We start from the raw sequence: 16,796 nt of genomic DNA on the forward strand, positions 1-16,796 counted from the left end.
AGAATGGTGACGGCGTGTTTCGCGTTCGGCGCTCGTCCGTTTCGCAGCGGTTAACAGGCCGGTGGAATGGATGACGGTTGCGTTACCCCACCGGATGGCGGGATCGAAAAGTACCCGCGCGACGGCGGAGACGACGACGGCGCGGGCACCCGTCGGGGTACCCGCGCCGCAGCAGCAGTCGGTTCAGCGCAGCCGGTTCTGTGCAGTCGGTTCGGCGCAGTCAGTTCAGCAGGGCGTCGACGAACGCCTTCGGCTCGAACGGGGCGAGGTCGTCCGGGCCCTCACCGAGCCCCACGAGCTTCACCGGGACGCCGAGCTCCCGCTGCACCCGGAACACGATCCCGCCCTTGGCGGTGCCGTCGAGCTTGGTGAGCGCGATCCCGGTCACGTCGACGACCTCACCGAACACCCGCGCCTGGGTGAGCCCGTTCTGGCCGGTGGTGGCGTCGAGCACCAGCAGCACCTCGTCGACCCGGGCCTGCTTCTCCACGACGCGCTTGACCTTGCCCAGCTCGTCCATCAGGCCGGTCTTGGTGTGCAGCCGGCCGGCGGTGTCGAGCAGCACGGCGTCGACGCCGTCGTCGGTACCGCGCTTCACCGCGTCGAACGCGACCGAGGCCGGGTCGGACCCCTCCGGCCCGCGCACGACGCCGGCCCCGGAGCGCTCGCCCCAGGTCACCAGCTGCTCGGCTGCGGCGGCGCGGAACGTGTCGGCGGCACCGAGGGTGACCCGGTGCCCGCCGGCGACCAGGACGCGGGCGAGCTTGCCGGTGGTGGTGGTCTTGCCGGTGCCGTTGACTCCGACGATGAGCAGCACCGACGGCCGCCCGGCGTGCGGGAGCGCGTGTACCGAGCGGTCCTGCCCGGTGTCCAGTGCCTCGACGAGGACGTCGTGCAGGGTCTGGCGGACCTGCTCGGCGTTGCGGGCGCCGCGGGCCGCGAGCTGCTCACGCAGCTTCTCGGTGATCTCCGCGGTCATCTCCGGGCCGAGGTCGGCCTGCAGCAGGGTGGCCTCGACGTCCTCCCAGGACTCGTCGTCCAGGTCACCGGCGCCGAGCAGGCCGAGCAGGCTCTGGCCGAAGCCGGACCGGGAGCGGGACAGCCGCCCCCGCAGCCGCCCGATGCGGCCCTCGGCGGGCTCGATCTCCTCGGCGGGACCGGTGGGGGCGACCGGCGCGGTGTCCGTGCGCGTGGCCGGCGCGGTGTCCGCCGTCGACCCGAGGTCCGTGGTGGATGCCGTGTCGGTGGGGGCCGAGTCGGCGGGCGCTGTGCCGGTGGGCGCCGTGGCGGCGGGTGCCGAGTCCGGGACCGGCCCGGTGACAGTGCTCGGCACCGTGTCGATGTCCGCCGGTGGCGCCGTGCCGGTGTCCGCCGTGGGCGCCGAGTCCGGGACCGGCCCCGGCGCCGTGCTCGGCGCCGTGCCGGTGTCCGTCGTCGGTGCCGTCCCCATCGTCGGTGCCGTGTCCGGGATCGGCCCGGTGACGGTCTGCGCGGTCGGTGACGCGGCGCCGGTGGCCCCACCCTCCGGGCCGAGTTCCTGGGTGGCCCCACCCTCCGGGCCGAGCTCCTGGGTGGCGTCGGCGTCCGGGCGGGTGAGCTGCCGGGTCGCCGGGTCCTTGCTCGCCTCGGCGGTGTCGATGACCCGCCCGTCGTCGGGGGTCCCGGTGGTGGGGACCGTCGGGCTGCTCGGCGCGGCGCCCGAGGCGACCGGCGGCGCGGTGCTGACCGGGATCCCGCCGGGCGGCGTGCGGGCCTCGGTGGCACCCCCCACGATCGGGGTGCCGCCCGGTGGGGTGCGCACCTCGTCGGCGGTGGGGCCCTCGTCGAGGGCGGCCGGGGTCCCGGCGGCGTCCGGCCGGGCGACCGGCTCGGTCACGCCCGCCCCGGTGTCGTCGGGCGCGGTGGGCGCGCGCGGGCGCTCGGGCGCGGCGGCCGTGCCGGAGGCGAAGTTGAACCCGCCTCCTGCCTGGTAGCTGCCGCCCTTGCGCGGTGGCTCCTTGTCGGTCTCGAGCTCGCGCTGCGCCTCGCTCTCGCGCAGGCTGATCCGCCTCTTGCGGGCGATCACCACCCCGGCGACGAGGGCGATCAGCAGCACGGCCACGACGATCGCGACGACGATCCAGATGGTCTGCGTGGTCACCCGCACAACCCTGCCACGCCCGGGACCGGGCCCGCCGCCCGGCGCACGCTACGACGCAGGCCGTAACCGCTGCGAGATCACCTGGGTGATCCCGTCCCCGCGCATGGCGACGCCGTAGAGCGCGTCGGCGACCTCCATCGTCGGCTTCTGGTGGGTGATGACGATCAGCTGGCTGGCCGCGCGCAGCTCCTCCAGCAGCGAGATGAGCCGGCGGAGGTTGATGTCGTCGAGGGCGGCCTCGATCTCGTCGAGCACGTAGAACGGTGACGGCCGCGCCCGGAAGATCGCCACCAGCAGCGCCATCGCGGTCAGCGAGCGCTCGCCGCCGGACAGCAGCGACAGCCGCTTCACCTTCTTGCCGGGCGGGCGGGCCTCCACCTCGATCCCGGTGGTCAGCATGTCGTCGGGGTCGGTGAGGACGAGCCGGCCGTCGCCACCGGGGAACAGCGTCGCGAACACGGTCTCGAACTCCCGTGCGACGTCGTTGTAGGCGATGGTGAAGACCTCGAGGATCCGGTCGTCGACCTCGCGGACCACGGTGAGCAGGTCGCGGCGGGTGTTCTTGAGGTCCTCGAGCTGGGTGGACAGGAACCGGTAGCGCTCCTCGAGGGCCGCGAACTCCTCCAGCGCCAGCGGGTTGACCTTGCCGAGCAGCGACAGGTCCTTCTCCGCGCGCTTGAGCCTGCGCTGCTGGGCGGCCCGGTCGTACGGGACGGCGGGCGGCGCGGACACCTGGTCGCCGCGCTCCTTCGCCGCCTCGTACTCGGCGACATCGGCCTCGGACGGCGGCACCGGCACGTCCGGGCCGTACTCGGCGACCAGGTCGTCGGCGCCGATGCCGTGGTCGGCGAGGATCTTCTCGGTCAGCTGCTCGAGTCGCATCCGCGTCTGCTGGCGCACCATCTCGTCGCGGTGGACGGCGTCGGTGAGCTTCTCCAGCTGCCCGGTCAGTCGGGTCGTGGCCTCACGGGCCTCGTTGTGCCCGCGCTCCCGGTCGGCACGCGCGGCCTGGATCTCGTCCCGCTCGGCTGCCGCGGCCGCCAGCGAGACCTCGATCCGCTCGGACGCGACCGTTCCGGAGTCGACGACCAGGCGGGCGATCTCGCCGGCCCGCTCGCGTTCGGCGGCCGCGGCGGCGGCGCGGGCACGGGCCTGGCGCTCGGTGTGGGCCTGCCGGCGCAACGCCTCGGCCTTGCCCGCGATGGCGCGGGCGCGCTCCTCGGCGGTGCGCAGCGCGAGCCGGCACTCGACTTCCTCGGAGCGGACCGCCTCGACCCGCTCGGCGGCCTCGTCGCGCAGCTCGGTGTCGGGCTCGTCGTCGACCGGGGCGTCGGAGGCCAGCGAGAGCTGGTGCTCGGCGGCCTCCAGCTGCAGCAGCGACTCGGACCGGCGGGCCTCCACGCCGTCGCGGCGCTCGCGCAGCCGCTGGGCCTCGGCCCGCGCGGAGGCGACGACCTGCTCGAGCCGGCCCAGCTGGGCGCCTGCGGCCGCCCGGCGCTTGTCGGCCTCGGCGACGGCCGAGCGCGCCGCCCGCAGGTCCGTGTTCCGGGCCTCCTCCTCGGCGCGGGCGCCCTCCAGGGTGGGCCGCAGCGACTCCAGCGCGGCGTCGACGGTGTCCCGCTCGGCGACGGCGTCGTCCACGGCCGCCTGCAGCTGCAGGGCCCCCTCGCCCGCACCCGCTCCGCCGCGGGCCAGATGCGCGGTGAGCAGGTCCCCGTCGGTGGTGACGGCGGTGAGCTCCGGGCGGGCGGCCACCGCGGTGGCTGCGGCGTCCAGGCCGTCCACGACGACGACGTCGCGCAGCAGGGCGGCCAGCGACACCGCCAGCGCGGGTGGCGCGGTGACCAGTGACGCGGCCCAGCGCCCGGCGGGCGGTGCGCCGTCCGGGACGGCGACCGGGCCCGGCGCCCCACCGGCGATCGAGCCCTCGGAGCCGACCAGCAGCGCGGCCCGGCCGGCGTCGCCCGCGCGCAGCGCACGCAGTGCGGCGGCCGCCGACGGCACCGACGCCACCGCGACCCCCTCCCCGACCTCGCCCAGCGCCGCGGCGACCGCGGTCCGGCCGTCGGGCTCGACGACGACCAGCTCGGCGACCGCGCCGAGCACCCCCTGCGCCGCGTCGTCGCCGCCGGAGCCGAGCAGCGCGCCGGTGCCGTCCCGCCGGACCAGCCCGACCTCCAGGGCCTCCACCCGGGCCCGCCAGTGCGCGCGCCGCTGCTCGGCGTCCCGCTCGGCGCGGGCCAGTTCGGCGACCCGTTCCTGCGCGGCCCGGTGCGCGGTCTCGGCCTGCTCGACCCGCTCGGCGAGCGCGTCGGAGCCCCCGTCGTCGGAGGCGTCGATGCCCAGGCCCTCGCGGGCGCCGTCCAGCTCCGCCTCGGCCTGCTCGGTCCGGGCGGTCGCCTCGGACAACGCCTCGGACAGCCGCTCGATCTCCTCGGCGGTCGCGGCGACCCCGGACCGCAGCGCGTCGGCCTTGCCGGCCAGGGTCGCGATACCGGCCTTCCGGTCGGCGATCGCCCGCACCGCGGCGAGGTGCTCGCGCTCGGCGGCGGCCAGGGTCTGCTCGCGCTCGGCCTTCTCCTGCACGGCCTCGTCGAGCCGGTGGCGGGCCTCGACGACGGCGGCGACGAGCTCGTCCTCCTGCTCGGCGATCTCCTCGGCCTCGGCCTCGGTCTCGTCCGGGTCCCGGCCGGGTGCGCGCTCGGCGGCATCCGAGGAGGTGAGGTGCCGGACCCGTTCCTGCGCGAGGCGCACGGTGCCGCGCAGCCGCTCGGCCAGCGCGGACAGCTGGTACCAGGTGTCCTGGGCGATCTGCAGGCGCGGCGCGTCCGCGGCGAGCGCGGTCTCCAGCTCCTGCTGGCGTTCCCGGGCGGTCGCCAGCTGCTCCTCGGTCTCGGCGCGACGCCTGCGCGCCTGGTCCTGGTCGGCCTCCTCGCGGGTGATCTCCTCCTGCAGCGTCACCAGGTCGTCGGCGGCGAGCCGGAGCCGGGCGTCGCGCAGGTCGGTCTGCACCGACTGGGCCCTGCGGGCGATCTCGGCCTGCCTGCCGAGCGGCTTGAGCTGGCGGCGCAGCTCCGCGGTGAGGTCGGTCAGCCGGGTCAGGTTGGCCTGCATCGCGTCCAGCTTCCGCAGCGCCTTCTCCTTGCGCTTGCGGTGCTTGAGGACCCCGGCCGCCTCCTCGATGTAGGCGCGCCGGTCCTCCGGCTTGGACTGCAGCACCCCATCGAGCTGGCCCTGCCCGACGATCACGTGCATCTCCCGGCCGATGCCGGAGTCGGACAGCAGCTCCTGGACGTCGAGCAGCCGGGCCCGGGAGCCGTTGATCTCGTACTCGCCCGCGCCGTCACGGAACATCCGCCGGGTCACCGAGACCTCGGAGTAGTCGATCGGGAGCGCGCCGTCGGAGTTGTCGATGGTCAGCGTGACCTCGGCGCGCCCCAGCGGCGCGCGGCCCGAGGTGCCGGCGAAGATGACGTCCTCCATCTTGCCGCCGCGCAGCGCCTTGGCGCCCTGCTCGCCGAGCACCCAGCTGATCGCGTCCACGACGTTGGACTTGCCCGAACCGTTCGGACCGACGACGCAGGTGATCCCCGGTTCCAGGCGCAGCGTGGTGGCCGAGGCGAAGGACTTGAAGCCCTTCATCGTCAGCGTCTTGAGGTGCACGAGCGGATCTCCAACGGCGAGGGAGCCGTCAGGGTATCGGGGCGGTCCGACACCCCCGACGCCACGCGCCGGTGCACCGCGACGCGGGGGTCAGGCCGCCGGTGCGACGGCGTTCACCAGCCAGCGCACCCCGAACCGGTCGGTGAGCTGACCGAACGTGTCGCCCCACATCTGCTTCTCGAACGCGACGTCGACGGTGCCGCCGTCGCCGAGTGCGGTGAACCAGCCCTCCAGCTTCGCGGCGTCGTCACCGGAGAGGCTGATCGAGACACCGGCCGCCGCCGAACCGATCGGGCGTTCCGGGTCGCCGTCCGACGCCATCAGGACGAAGCCGTCGGGGGTCTGCAGGTGGGCGTGCATCACACCGTCCGGCGGCGGGACGGGCCCCTCGGCCCCCATCTCGCCGAAGGTCATGATCTGCAGCTCGCCGCCGAGCACGGAGCGGTAGAACTCCATCGCCTCGCGTGCGGCGTTCTCGAAGTGCAGGTACGGGTTCATGCTGACGGGCATCGCCGGCCTCCTCGCTCGGTGGACGCGTCCCGTTGTAGACCGGGGCACCGACAGAACTCGCCGATCCGCCCGCCGGTGTCACGCCTCGACGAAGCCCGAGAAGGTCCCGCTCGCCGCACCCCAGCTCTCGGTGACCGAGGTCACACGCCCCGGTGTGGCGTCACCCTTCAGCAGGTCCAGCAGTCGTTCACACGCCCCGCGGTCACCCTCCGCGGTCACCGCGACCCGCCCGTCGGTCAGGTTCCGGGCCTGGCCGACGAGCCCGAGCTCGAGCGCCCGCGACCGCGTCCACCAGCGGAAACCGACACCCTGAACCTCTCCCTGGACCCATGCGGTGAGCCGAACGGCGGAATCAGTGCTGCTACTCACAGTGCTGATACGTTACGCCACTGTGATCCGACGACGCACACCCCGCGCCACCCGCTCGGTTCTCGGCGGGGTCGGTGCGGGCGCGGTGCTGGCGATGACCGCTCCGCTGACGCCGCTGGGTGCCTCGCTCCCCGATCCGGCCGGGACGGTCGAGGACACCGTCCCGCTGCGCCCCGTCGGTGCGGCGTCGGTCGCGCTCGGGACGGGCGGGCCGCCCGCGTCCGGCCCCGGGGTCGCCCCGGCCCCCACCGGCGCGCCGCCGCCCGCGCTGGACGTCACCGACGCGGCGCGGGCCGCGCTCGACGGCGTCCCCACCGACCCCGGTTCCCCCGCCCGCTCGGCGCTCGACGCGATCGGGGCCCACCGCGCGGCCACCATGGTTCCGGCGCCACGGGCGGCACCGGAGTCCGAGCAGGCACCCGGCAGACAGCAGCTGCCCTCGATCCCGCGCAAGACCGCGGAGCCCGCCCCGGCCACCGGCCTGTCCGGCGCGCTCGCGGACGTCGTCGCGCTGACCAACACCGAGCGCGCGCAGGCCGGCTGCCCGGCGCTCACCACGGACCCGCGCATCACCGCCGCGGCCCAGGCGCACAGCGAGGACCTGGCCGCGAACGACTACTTCGCGCACGACAGCCAGGACGGCCGCGACTTCGCCGACCGCATCACCGCGGCCGGCTACGACTCGCCCGGCGCCGAGAACATCGCGATGGGGCAGCAGGATGCGGCGAGCGTCGTGCAGGACTGGATGGACTCACCGGGACACCGGCGCAACATCCTGAACTGCTCGCTGACCACCATCGGCGTCGGGCTCGCCGACGGGTACTGGACCCAGAACTTCGGCCGCTGAGCTACCCCTCGAACCGGTACCCCATCCCGGCCTCGGTGATCAGGTACCGCGGGCGGGACGGCACCGGTTCGAGCTTGCGGCGCAGCTGGGCCACATAGACGCGCAGGTAGTGGGACTCGGTGCCGTACTGCGGACCCCACACCTCGCGGAGCAGCCGCTGCTGCTCGACGAGCCTGCCGCGGTGGCGCACGAGGAGCTCGAGGATGCCCCACTCGGTCGGTGTCAGGTGCACCGCCGCGCCGTCCGCGCGCGCGACGGTCTTCGCCGCCAGGTCCACGGTGAAGTCCGCTGTGACCACCACCGCGGCACCGTCGACCGCCGAGACCGCGGCCCGCCGGACCGCGGCGCGCAGCCGCGCCAGCAGCTCGGCCATCCCGAACGGCTTGGTGACGTAGTCGTCGGCACCCGCGTCGAGGGCCCGCACCTTGTCGCCGGAGTCGGTACGGGCGGACAGGACGATGACCGGCACGGTGCTCCAGCCGCGCAGGCCCTCGATGACCTCGGCGCCGTCGAGATCGGGCAGCCCGAGATCGAGGACGACGACGTCGGGGTGCCCGTCGGCGGCGGTCCGCAGCGCGGCAGAGCCGTCCGCGGCGACGAGCACGGTGTAGCCGTGCGCGGTGAGGTTGATCCGCAGCGCGCGCAGGAGCTGCGGGTCGTCGTCGACGACCAGGACGCGCGTGCCCCGGCCGGTCACCGGTCACGCACCGGGACGCCGGCCGTGGCCGCGGGCAGGGACACGACGACGGTCAGCCCGCCGCCCGGCGTCTCCTCGGCACCGAGCTCGCCGCCCATCGCGGTGGTGAGGCCGCGGGCAACCGACAGCCCGAGCCCGAGGCCGCTGGTCGCGTCGCGGTCGCCGAGCCGCTGGAACGCGGCGAACAGCCCGTCCCACTGCCGGCGCGGCACTCCCGGCCCGCGGTCGACGATCCGCAGCTCGACCCGGTCGGCGTGCTCGCTCGCCCGCAGCACGACCTCGCCCGCGGTGTCGCCGGACCGGCCGGCGCCGTGCCGCAGGGCGTTGTCGACCACGTTGGCGATCACCCGTTCCAGCAGCGCGGCGTCCGCCAGCACCTCGGTCACGTCCTCACCGATCTCCACCCGGACCCGCTCGGCCCCTTCCAGGCCGAGTACCGCGGTCGCCGCCATCTCGTCGTAGCCGACCGGCGCGAGCAGCGGGACCACCGCACCGGCGGCCAGCCGGGACGAGTCGAGGAGATCCTCCACCAGCCGGGTCAGCCGGTCCGCGGACTCCTCGACCGTCGCCAGGAGCTCGGACCGGTCGGCGTCCGAGAACCGCAGCACCGGGTCCCGCAGGCTCCCGGCCGCGGCCTTGATCGAGGTGAGTGGTGTGCGCAGATCGTGGCCGACGGCGGACAGCAGCGCGCCGCGGGTCTCGTTGACCTCGGCCCGTCGCTCGGCGTCGGCGGCTCCCGCCTCGGCCCGCTGCCCGCGCAGGGCCAGGAGCGCCTGCCCGCCCACCGTCTCCAGCAGCCGCCGGTCCGCGGCCGGCAACGCGCGTCCGGTCCCGACCAGGTGCAACCCGTCGTCGACGACCACGTCGATCTCGGCCCGGTCCGGCCGCGTGCAGTCCGGCGGCCCGGACACCGCCACGATCGACCAGCTCCGGTCCGCACCGCGTTCGAGCAGCGCCGCGGAGCGCAGCCCGAAGGTCTCACGGACCTGGGTCAGCAACCGGGGCAGCGGATCGGCGCGGGTGAGCACGGTCCGGGCGAACGAGGCCAGCAGCGCCGCCTCGGCCCTGGCCCGCGCGGCCTGCTCGGCCCGCCGTGCCGCACGGTCCACCACCAGGGCCACCAGCACGCCGACCAGCAGCATGGCCGCCACCGTGATCAGGTTGCCGGGCCCGGCGATGGCGAGCGAGTACAGCGGCGGGGACAGGAAGAAGTTCAGCAGCAGGCCGCCGAGCAGCGCGGCGAGCAACGCCGGGCCGAGCCCGCCGGCGAGCGCGGCCAGCACGGTGGCGAGGAAGTAGAGGACCACGTCGGTCGACAGGTCCACCCAGGGCGCCCCGAACACCCCGGCACCGGTCGCCAGCACCGGGCCGAGGACCGCCACCACCCAGCCCAGCGCCTGCCGTGTCGGCGAGAGGCCACCGGGCAACGAGGGCAGCCGCAGCGCGCGTCCCGCCGCGTCGTGGCTGACCATGTGGACGTCGATCCGGCCGGACTCCTGCACCACCCGGGCCCCGATGCCGGGATCGAACAACCGGGCCAGCCGGGACCGCCGGGACGTACCGAGCACCAGCTGGGTGGCGTTCACCCCGCGGGCGAAGTCGAGCAGTGCCCGGGTGACGGCGTCCGCCCCACCGTCCCCGACGGCCGTGTGGAAGCTGGCACCGACGTCCTCGGCGATCGTGCGGATCCGGTCGACACCGTTGACCGGGCCGACGGCCAGGCCGTCCCCGCGCAGCACGTGCACGGCGAGCAGGTCGGCCTTGCCCGCCCGCGTCGCGATGCGGGCGGCCCGGCGCAACACCGTCTCCGACTCCGGACCCCCGGTGAGCGCGACGACGACCCGCTCGCGCGTCTCCCACACGTCGGTCACCTGCTCGTCGGCGCGGTAGCGCCGCAGCGCCACGTCCACCTCGTCGGCGACCCACAGCAGGGCGAGCTCCCGCAACGCGATCAGGTTCGGGACCCGGAAGTAGTGTGCGAGCGCCGCGTCGATCTTCTCGGCCGCGTACACGTTGCCGTGCGCCAGCCGGCGGCGCAGCGCCTCCGGGGTGATGTCGACGAGCTCGATCTGCTCCGCCCGGCGGACGACCTCGTCGGGCACGGTCTCCCGCTGCCGGGCCCCGGTGATCGTGTGCACGACGTCGCCGAGCGACTCGAGGTGCTGCACGTTCACCGTGGACAGCACGTCGATACCCGCGTCGAGGATCTCCTCGACGTCCTGCCAGCGCTTGGCGTTGCGCGAGCCGGGCGCGTTCGTGTGGGCCAGCTCGTCGATCAGCACGACCTGCGGTGCCCGGGCCAGGACGGCGTCGAGATCCAGCTCCTCGAGCACGGTGCCGCCGTGCTCGACCCGGCGGCGCGGGAGGACCTCCAGACCGTCCAGCAGCTCCGACGTGCGGTCCCGGCCGTGGGCCTCCACGACCCCGGCCACGACGTCGGTGCCGCGCCCGAGCCGGCGGTGCGCCTCGCCGAGCATGGCGAAGGTCTTGCCGACCCCGGGCGCGGCGCCGAGGTGGATACGCAGCTCGCCCCGCGTGCTCACGCACCCATTGTCGTCCTCGCTCACCCGCGGGCGTCCCGCACGGCCAGGTTGAGCTCGGTGACGGCGACCCGCGGCTCGCCGAGGAACCCGAGGACGCGCCCGTCGGTGGCACCGGCGACGAGGTCCTCGACCTGCCGCAACGGCAGGCCGGTCACCCGGGCCACCCGCGCGACCTGCAGGGCCGCGTACTCGGGACTGATGCCGGGATCCAGGCCGGACGCCGACGCGGTGACGGCGTCGGCGGGCACCGCGGCCGGGGCGACGCCCTCGCGGGCGGCGATCAGGTCGCGCCGCTGATGCACGGACGCCAGCAGCTCCTCGTCGAACCCGCCCTTGTTCGAGCCCCCCGACGTGGTGGTGTCGGCAGGGCCCAGCAGGCCCTCCGACGACGCCGACGGGCGGGTGTGGAAGTACGGGTCGGCGGCCGGGTCGGCGGCGACCGGGTCGATCCCGATCAGCGACGACCCGCTCGCGCCCGGCAGCACGGACCCCTCCGCCCGGTCGGACAGCCCCGGGAGCCGGGACACCCCCCAGACCGTGAGGGGATAGACGATGCCGCACAGGACGGTCATGACGAGCAGCAGGCGCAGGCCGACGGCGGCCTGCCGGCGCAGTGTGGTGAGCATGTCTCAGATCCCCGGGATGTGGCGGACGACGAGGTCGATGAGGAAGATCCCGGCGAACGGGGTGACCACCCCGCCGACGCCGTAGATCAGCATGTTGCGGCGCAGCAGTGCCGAGGCCGACGACGGCCGGTAGCGGACACCGCGCAGCGCCAGCGGGATCAGCGCGACGATCACGAGCGCGTTGAAGATCACCGCGGAGAGGATCGCGGACTCCGGCGTCGCCAGCGCCATGATGTTCAGCGCCCCCAGCGACGGGTGGAGGACCAGGAACATCGCGGGCAGGATCGCGAAGTACTTCGCCAGGTCGTTGGCCACCGAGAACGTGGTCAGGGCGCCCCGGGTGATCAGCAGCTGCTTGCCGATCTCGACGATCTCGATCAGCTTCGTCGGGTTCGAGTCGAGGTCGACCATGTTCCCGGCCTCCTTGGCGGCCGAGGTGCCGGTGTTCATCGCGACGCCGACGTCGGCCTGGGCGAGGGCGGGGGCGTCGTTGGTGCCGTCCCCGGTCATCGCGACCAGCCGGCCGCCCTGCTGCTCGGAACGGATCAGGGCGAGCTTGTCCTCGGGGGTGGCCTCGGCGAGATGGTCGTCGACACCGGCCTGCGCGGCGATCGCCGCGGCGGTGCGCGGGTTGTCGCCGGTGACCATGACCGTGCGGATGCCCATCGCGCGCAGCTCGGCGAACCGCTCCACCATCCCCGGCTTGACGACGTCGGAGAGCGCGATCACGCCCAGCACCCGGCCGCCGTGGCCCGTGGTGTCGTCGGCGGCGGCGACGACCAGCGGCGTGCCGCCCGCGTCGGAGATCGCCTCGACCAGCCGGTCGACCTCGCTCCGGTCGCTCGTGCGTGCCCACTCGAGCACGGCGGCCGCGGCGCCCTTGCGCACGACATGGCCGGTGCCGATGCCCGCTCCGCCTGCGCTCCGCGGGGTGCCGATGCCCGCTCCGCCTGCGCTCCGCGGGGTGCCGATGCCCGCTCCGCCTGCGCTCCGCGGGAGGAGATCGACCCCCGACATCCGGGTCCCGGCGGTGAAGGGAACGAACTCCGCGACCGCCTCGGCGGCGTCGGCCTCGGCCGGAAGGCCGTACCCGGACGCACACAGCTCGACGACGCTGCGCCCTTCCGGGGTCTGGTCGGCCAGGCTCGACAGCCGGGCCACGCGGGCGAGCTCGGCGACATCGACGCCGCCGACCGGGTGCAGTGCGGTGGCGCGCCGGTTCCCGAACGTGACGGTGCCGGTCTTGTCGAGCAACAGGGTGTCGACGTCACCGGCCGCCTCGACCGCGCGACCCGAGGTGGCGAGCACATTGCGCTGCACCAGCCGGTCCATCCCGGCGATGCCGATCGCCGAGAGCAGGGCGCCGATCGTGGTCGGGATCAGGCAGACCAGCAACGCGGTCAGCACCACCACCGACACCTGCTCGCCGGCGTAGGCGCTCATCGGGGCGATCGCGACGACCGCGAGCAGGAAGATGATCGTCAACGCCGAGAGCAGGATGGTCAGCGCGATCTCGTTCGGCGTCTTCCTCCGGGACGCGCCCTCGACCAGCCCGATCATCCGGTCGACGAACGACTCCCCCGGCCTCGTCGTGATCCGCACGACGATCCGGTCGGACAGCACCGTCGTGCCGCCGGTGACGGCGCACCGGTCGCCGCCCGCCTCCCGGATCACCGGCGCCGACTCGCCGGTGATCGCCGACTCGTCGACCGAGGCGATGCCGTGCACGACGTCGCCGTCGCCCGGGATCGTCTCCCCCGCCTCGACCACGACGAGATCACCGAGCCGCAGCGCGGAGCTCGGGACCCACTCCTCGCCCGCGGCGTCACCGGCCGGCCGGCGGCGGGCCATGGTGTCGCGCTGCAGGGCGCGCAGCGACGCGGCCTGTGCCCTGCCCCGTCCTTCGGCCACCGCCTCGGCCAGCGCCGCGAACAGGACGGTGAACCACAGCCACACCGCGACGAGCACGGCGAACACGCTCGGGTCGGCGATCGCGAGCACGGTGACCAGCACCGAGCCGGCCCAGACGACGAACAGCACCGGGTTGCGGGCCTGGACCCGCGGGTCGAGCTTGCGCAACGCGTCCGGGAGGGACGCGAGGAGCTGCCTCGGCGAGAACGCACCCGCCGCGACCGGAGCCGGGGTGGGGACCCCGTGCTGCGCCGGTGGGGTGGTGGTGACGGACACGGAGTCCTCCTGCACGGATGTCTGCCGGGATGTGGTGGAGGGCCCGCTCACGACAGCGCCTCGGCGATCGGTCCGAGCGCGAGAGCGGGGAAGAAGGTCAGGGCGGAGACCAGCAGGACCGTGCCGCCGACCAGGCCGGCGAACAGCGGACCGTCGGTCGGCAGCGTGCCGGCACCGGCCGGGACCCGGCGCCGGTCCACGAGCGAACCGGCGAGCGCGAGCACGGCCAGGATCTGCACGAACCGGCCGAACAGCATCGCCACCCCGAGACCCGCCTGGAAGAAGTCGCTGGTCACGGTGATCCCGGCGAACGCCGAACCGTTGTTGTTGGCCGCCGACGCCCAGGCGTAGAGGACCTCGGAGAAGCCGTGCGCGCCGTCGTTGTTCAGGGCGTCGGCCGTGCCCGGCAGCGCGATCGCGAGCCCGGCACCGAGCAGCACGAACGTCGGCATCACCAGGATCGACACCGCGGCGTAGGTGACCTCGCGCCGGCCCAGCTTCTTGCCGAGGAACTCCGGGGTGCGCCCGACCATCAGCCCGGCCAGGAAGACCGCGATGATCGAGAGAACGAGCAGGCCGTAGAGACCGGAGCCGGTGCCGCCGGGTGCGACCTCGCCGAGCAGCATGTTGAGCATCGCCAGGCCGCCGGCGGCGCCGGAGAGGCTGTCGTGCATCGCGTTCACCGCGCCGGTGGACGTGCCGGTGGTGGAGATGGCGAACAGGACCGAGCCGGCGACGCCGAACCGGACCTCCTTGCCCTCCATCGCGCCGCCGGCGGCGATCGCGGCGGGCCCGTTCGGATGTGCCTCGGCGAGCCAGGCGAGCCCGAGGAACAGCGCCCACAGGCCGCCCATCACCGACAGCAGCACGACCCCCTGCCGGACCTGGCCGACCATGACGCCGAACGTCCGGGTCAGCGCCACCGGGATCAGCAGCATCAGGAATATCTCGAACACGTTCGTGAACGGGTTCGGGTTTTCGAACGGGTGCGCGGAGTTGGCGTTGAAGATGCCGCCGCCGTTGGTACCGAGCTCCTTCACCGCCTCCTGCGACGCGGCGGGAGCCAGCGGCAGCGTGTGCGTCGAACCGTCGACGTTCGTGACGTCGACGCCGGCCCGCAGCGACTGCACGACACCACCCGCGACCAGCACGACCGCCGCGACGACCGCCAGCGGGACCATGATCCGGACGGTCCCGCGGGTCAGGTCGACCCAGAAGTTGCCGAGCCGGCCGGCGTCGGCACCGTCGCCGCCGCGGGCTGCGAACGCGCGGACCAGGGCGATCGCGACGGCCATGCCGACCACCGCCGAGAGAACGTTCTGGGTGGTCAGGCCGACCATCTGGACGGTGTGCCCGAGCACCTGCTCGGGCACGTAGGACTGCCAGTTGGTGTTGGTCACGAACGACACGGCCGTGTTGAACGCCATGGCGGGCGAGACCGTGTCGGCGTCGTCGGTGCCGCGGCCGAAGCCCAGCGGCAGGAACGGCTGCAGGCGCTGCAGCAGGTACAGCAGCACGATCGAGACGAACGAGAACCCGAGCACGCCGGCCGCGTAGGTCGTCGCGCGTTGCCCGGAGCCGGCATCGACCCGGCAGATCCGGTAGATCCACCGCTCGACCCGCCAGTGCTCCGTGTCGGTGTAGACGCGCGCCATCCAGTCACCCAGCGGCTTCCAGCTCGCCGCGAGCAGCACGAGGAGCAGGCCCACCTGCGCCACGCCGGCCATCAGAACCTCTCCGGACGCAGCAGGGCGATCATCAGGTACACCAGCAGGGCGAGGGCGACCACGCCCGCCGCGACGTTCGCGATCACAGCTTCTCCAGTCCGCGCAGCGTCAGCGCGAGGACGGCGAAGCACGCCACCAGCAACGCGATATAGGCCAGGTCGGCCACGGCACTCTCCTCGAGGTGCTACCGCCGGGACTTCCGGCGGACCGGCGGAGATCGTGCGCGCCGTCGACGCCGGCGGACCGGTCCGTGACGCGGGCTTGACGCCGGGACCGGGCGTCGTTGACGCCGTCTTGACGCCCGGTGGCAGCGGTCACGTGGCCGGCTCGCGCCGGGCGCCGCTCCGGCCCGCTGGTTACGCTGCTGCGAAACCCGGTGCCGGCCGGCGAACGGGAGGCGACGAGCATGTCGGTGATCGACAACGCGGTGTACGTCGACGGCCGCCGCGCCGCCGTACCCGAGTCGGTGCCCGGCGCGCTCATGGAGCTGGAGCGCTGCCGCCACGACGACTCCGGCGGGGGCTCGGCGGCCAGCTTCTGCTGGATCGGCATGCTCCGCCCGGATGTCGAGGAGATCGAGGAGCTCGCCAAGGAGTTCGACCTGCACGGCCTCGCCGTCGAGGACACGGTCAACGCCCATCAGCGGCCGAAGATGGAGCGCTACGGCGACACCGAGTTCGTCGTCCTGCGGCCGGCCCGCTACGTCGACCGCCACGAGGTCGTGCAGATCGGCGAGATCCACCTGTTCCTCGGCCCGGACTTCGTGATCACCGTGCGGCACGCCGACGAACCGGAGCTCCGCGAGGTCCGGGAACGGCTGGAGGACGACCCCGACCTGCTCGCGCACGGGCCGACCGCGGTGCTGTACGCGGTGCTGGACCGGGTGGTCGACGACTACGTGCCGGTCCTCGGCGGGCTGCAGGACGACATCGATCAGATCGAGGAGCAGGTCTTCCAGGGCGACCCGGGCGTGTCCCGGCGGATCTACCAGCTGACCCGCGAGGTGATCGCCTTCCAGCGGGCGGTGGAGCCGCTGGAGGAGATCTTCGCCGAGCTGCGCGGCCGCTTCGCCGAGTCCGGGGAGAGCCCGGACCTGGAGCTGCACCGCGTGATGCGGGACGTGATCGACCACGCCACCCGGGTCCGCGAACGCGTCGACGGCTTCCGGGACCTGCTCGGCAACATCCTCACCGTCAACGCGACGCTGGTCGCGCAGCGCCAGAACGAGGAGATGACCCGGCTGAGCGAGGCCGGCTACCAGCAGAACGAGCAGATGAAGAAGGTGTCGTCCTGGGCGGCGATCATCTTCGCGCCGAGCCTGATCGCCGCCATCTACGGCATGAACTTCGACCACATGCCGGAGCTGCACTGGTCGCTGGGCTACCCGATGGCTTTCGCGATGATGATCGCCGCGGCACTCGTGCTGTACGCGACGTTCCGGTTCAACGACTGGTTGTAGGGGCCGGGCGCGCCCTCCTACGGGACGA

The 16,796-nt window shown here is 74.1% G+C and carries 12 protein-coding genes; 2 read left to right on the forward strand and 10 right to left on the reverse strand.

Translation table 11 applies throughout. The annotated features are described in order from the left end of the window. Window positions 1-220: 220 nt before the first annotated feature. The 4 genes from ftsY to JOF36_RS28775 form a co-directional block, all read right to left on the reverse strand. Window positions 221-1,639: a signal recognition particle-docking protein FtsY gene (gene ftsY, locus JOF36_RS28760; protein ID WP_372447468.1), complete on the reverse strand. Its 1,419-nt coding sequence runs from the start codon at window positions 1,637-1,639 to the stop codon at window positions 221-223. Between the two features lie 549 nt (window positions 1,640-2,188). Then, window positions 2,189-5,803 carry a chromosome segregation protein SMC gene (gene smc / locus JOF36_RS28765; RefSeq protein ID WP_210033130.1) on the reverse strand — a complete coding sequence of 1,205 codons (3,615 nt, stop codon included), beginning with the start codon at window positions 5,801-5,803 and terminating at the stop codon, window positions 2,189-2,191. Between the two features lie 90 nt (window positions 5,804-5,893). Then, a complete protein-coding gene (locus JOF36_RS28770) occupies window positions 5,894-6,313 on the reverse strand; it encodes a VOC family protein (RefSeq protein ID WP_210033131.1) in 420 nt (139 codons plus the stop codon). 78 nt (window positions 6,314-6,391) lie between these two features. Continuing rightward, window positions 6,392-6,682, reverse strand: a complete 291-nt coding sequence (locus tag JOF36_RS28775) for an acylphosphatase (protein WP_210033133.1) — start codon at window positions 6,680-6,682, stop codon at window positions 6,392-6,394. Between the two features lie 22 nt (window positions 6,683-6,704). On the opposite strand from JOF36_RS28775, the gene JOF36_RS39505 reads away from it, so the two are divergent. Next, window positions 6,705-7,529, forward strand: coding sequence for a CAP domain-containing protein (locus JOF36_RS39505; protein ID WP_307862642.1), 825 nt, complete (start codon window positions 6,705-6,707; stop codon window positions 7,527-7,529). 1 nt (window position 7,530) lies between these two features. Here the strand turns inward: JOF36_RS39505 and JOF36_RS28785 are convergent, their stop codons facing one another. The 6 genes from JOF36_RS28785 to kdpF are packed head-to-tail and all read right to left on the reverse strand — an operon-like array spanning window position 7,531 to window position 15,440. Next, entirely contained in the window at window positions 7,531-8,226 is a 696-nt protein-coding gene (locus JOF36_RS28785) for a response regulator (RefSeq protein ID WP_210033135.1), read from the reverse strand. Continuing rightward, entirely contained in the window at window positions 8,223-10,769 is a 2,547-nt protein-coding gene (locus tag JOF36_RS28790) for a sensor histidine kinase (RefSeq protein WP_307862643.1), read from the reverse strand. Before JOF36_RS28790 ends, JOF36_RS28785 begins: the two co-directional genes overlap by 4 nt. Window positions 10,770-10,789: 20 nt before the next feature. Continuing rightward, complete coding sequence (locus JOF36_RS28795) at window positions 10,790-11,395, reverse strand: potassium-transporting ATPase subunit C (protein ID WP_210033146.1); 606 nt, start codon at window positions 11,393-11,395, stop codon at window positions 10,790-10,792. A 3-nt stretch (window positions 11,396-11,398) separates the two neighbouring features. Further along, window positions 11,399-13,582, reverse strand: coding sequence for a potassium-transporting ATPase subunit KdpB (gene kdpB / locus JOF36_RS28800; RefSeq protein WP_210033148.1), 2,184 nt, complete (start codon window positions 13,580-13,582; stop codon window positions 11,399-11,401). 47 nt (window positions 13,583-13,629) lie between these two features. Beyond that, entirely contained in the window at window positions 13,630-15,309 is a 1,680-nt protein-coding gene (gene kdpA / locus JOF36_RS28805) for a potassium-transporting ATPase subunit KdpA (RefSeq protein WP_210033150.1), read from the reverse strand. Beyond that, window positions 15,309-15,440, reverse strand: coding sequence for a K(+)-transporting ATPase subunit F (gene kdpF, locus JOF36_RS28810; protein ID WP_372447420.1), 132 nt, complete (start codon window positions 15,438-15,440; stop codon window positions 15,309-15,311). The genes kdpA and kdpF overlap by 1 nt, the downstream gene beginning before the upstream one ends. A gap of 275 nt (window positions 15,441-15,715) precedes the next feature. Here kdpF and JOF36_RS28815 point away from each other — a divergent pair, with 275 nt between their 5' ends. Next, complete coding sequence (locus JOF36_RS28815; RefSeq protein ID WP_210033152.1) at window positions 15,716-16,768, forward strand: magnesium and cobalt transport protein CorA; 1,053 nt, start codon at window positions 15,716-15,718, stop codon at window positions 16,766-16,768. Window positions 16,769-16,796 lie beyond the last annotated feature (28 nt).

It is taken from the genome of Pseudonocardia parietis (assembly GCF_017876315.1).
Lineage (GTDB): Bacteria > Actinomycetota > Actinomycetes > Mycobacteriales > Pseudonocardiaceae > Pseudonocardia > Pseudonocardia parietis.

Bases quoted from the DNA above. Each gene is read 5' to 3' on its own strand.
- JOF36_RS28795 (WP_210033146.1), bottom strand. From the start codon at position 11,395: ATGCTCACCACACTGCGCCGGCAGGCCGCCGTCGGCCTGCGCCTGCTG.
- kdpA (WP_210033150.1), bottom strand. From the start codon at position 15,309: ATGGCCGGCGTGGCGCAGGTGGGCCTGCTCCTCGTGCTGCTCGCGGCG.
- JOF36_RS28815 (WP_210033152.1), top strand. From the start codon at position 15,716: ATGTCGGTGATCGACAACGCGGTGTACGTCGACGGCCGCCGCGCCGCC.
- JOF36_RS28770 (WP_210033131.1), bottom strand. From the start codon at position 6,313: ATGCCCGTCAGCATGAACCCGTACCTGCACTTCGAGAACGCCGCACGC.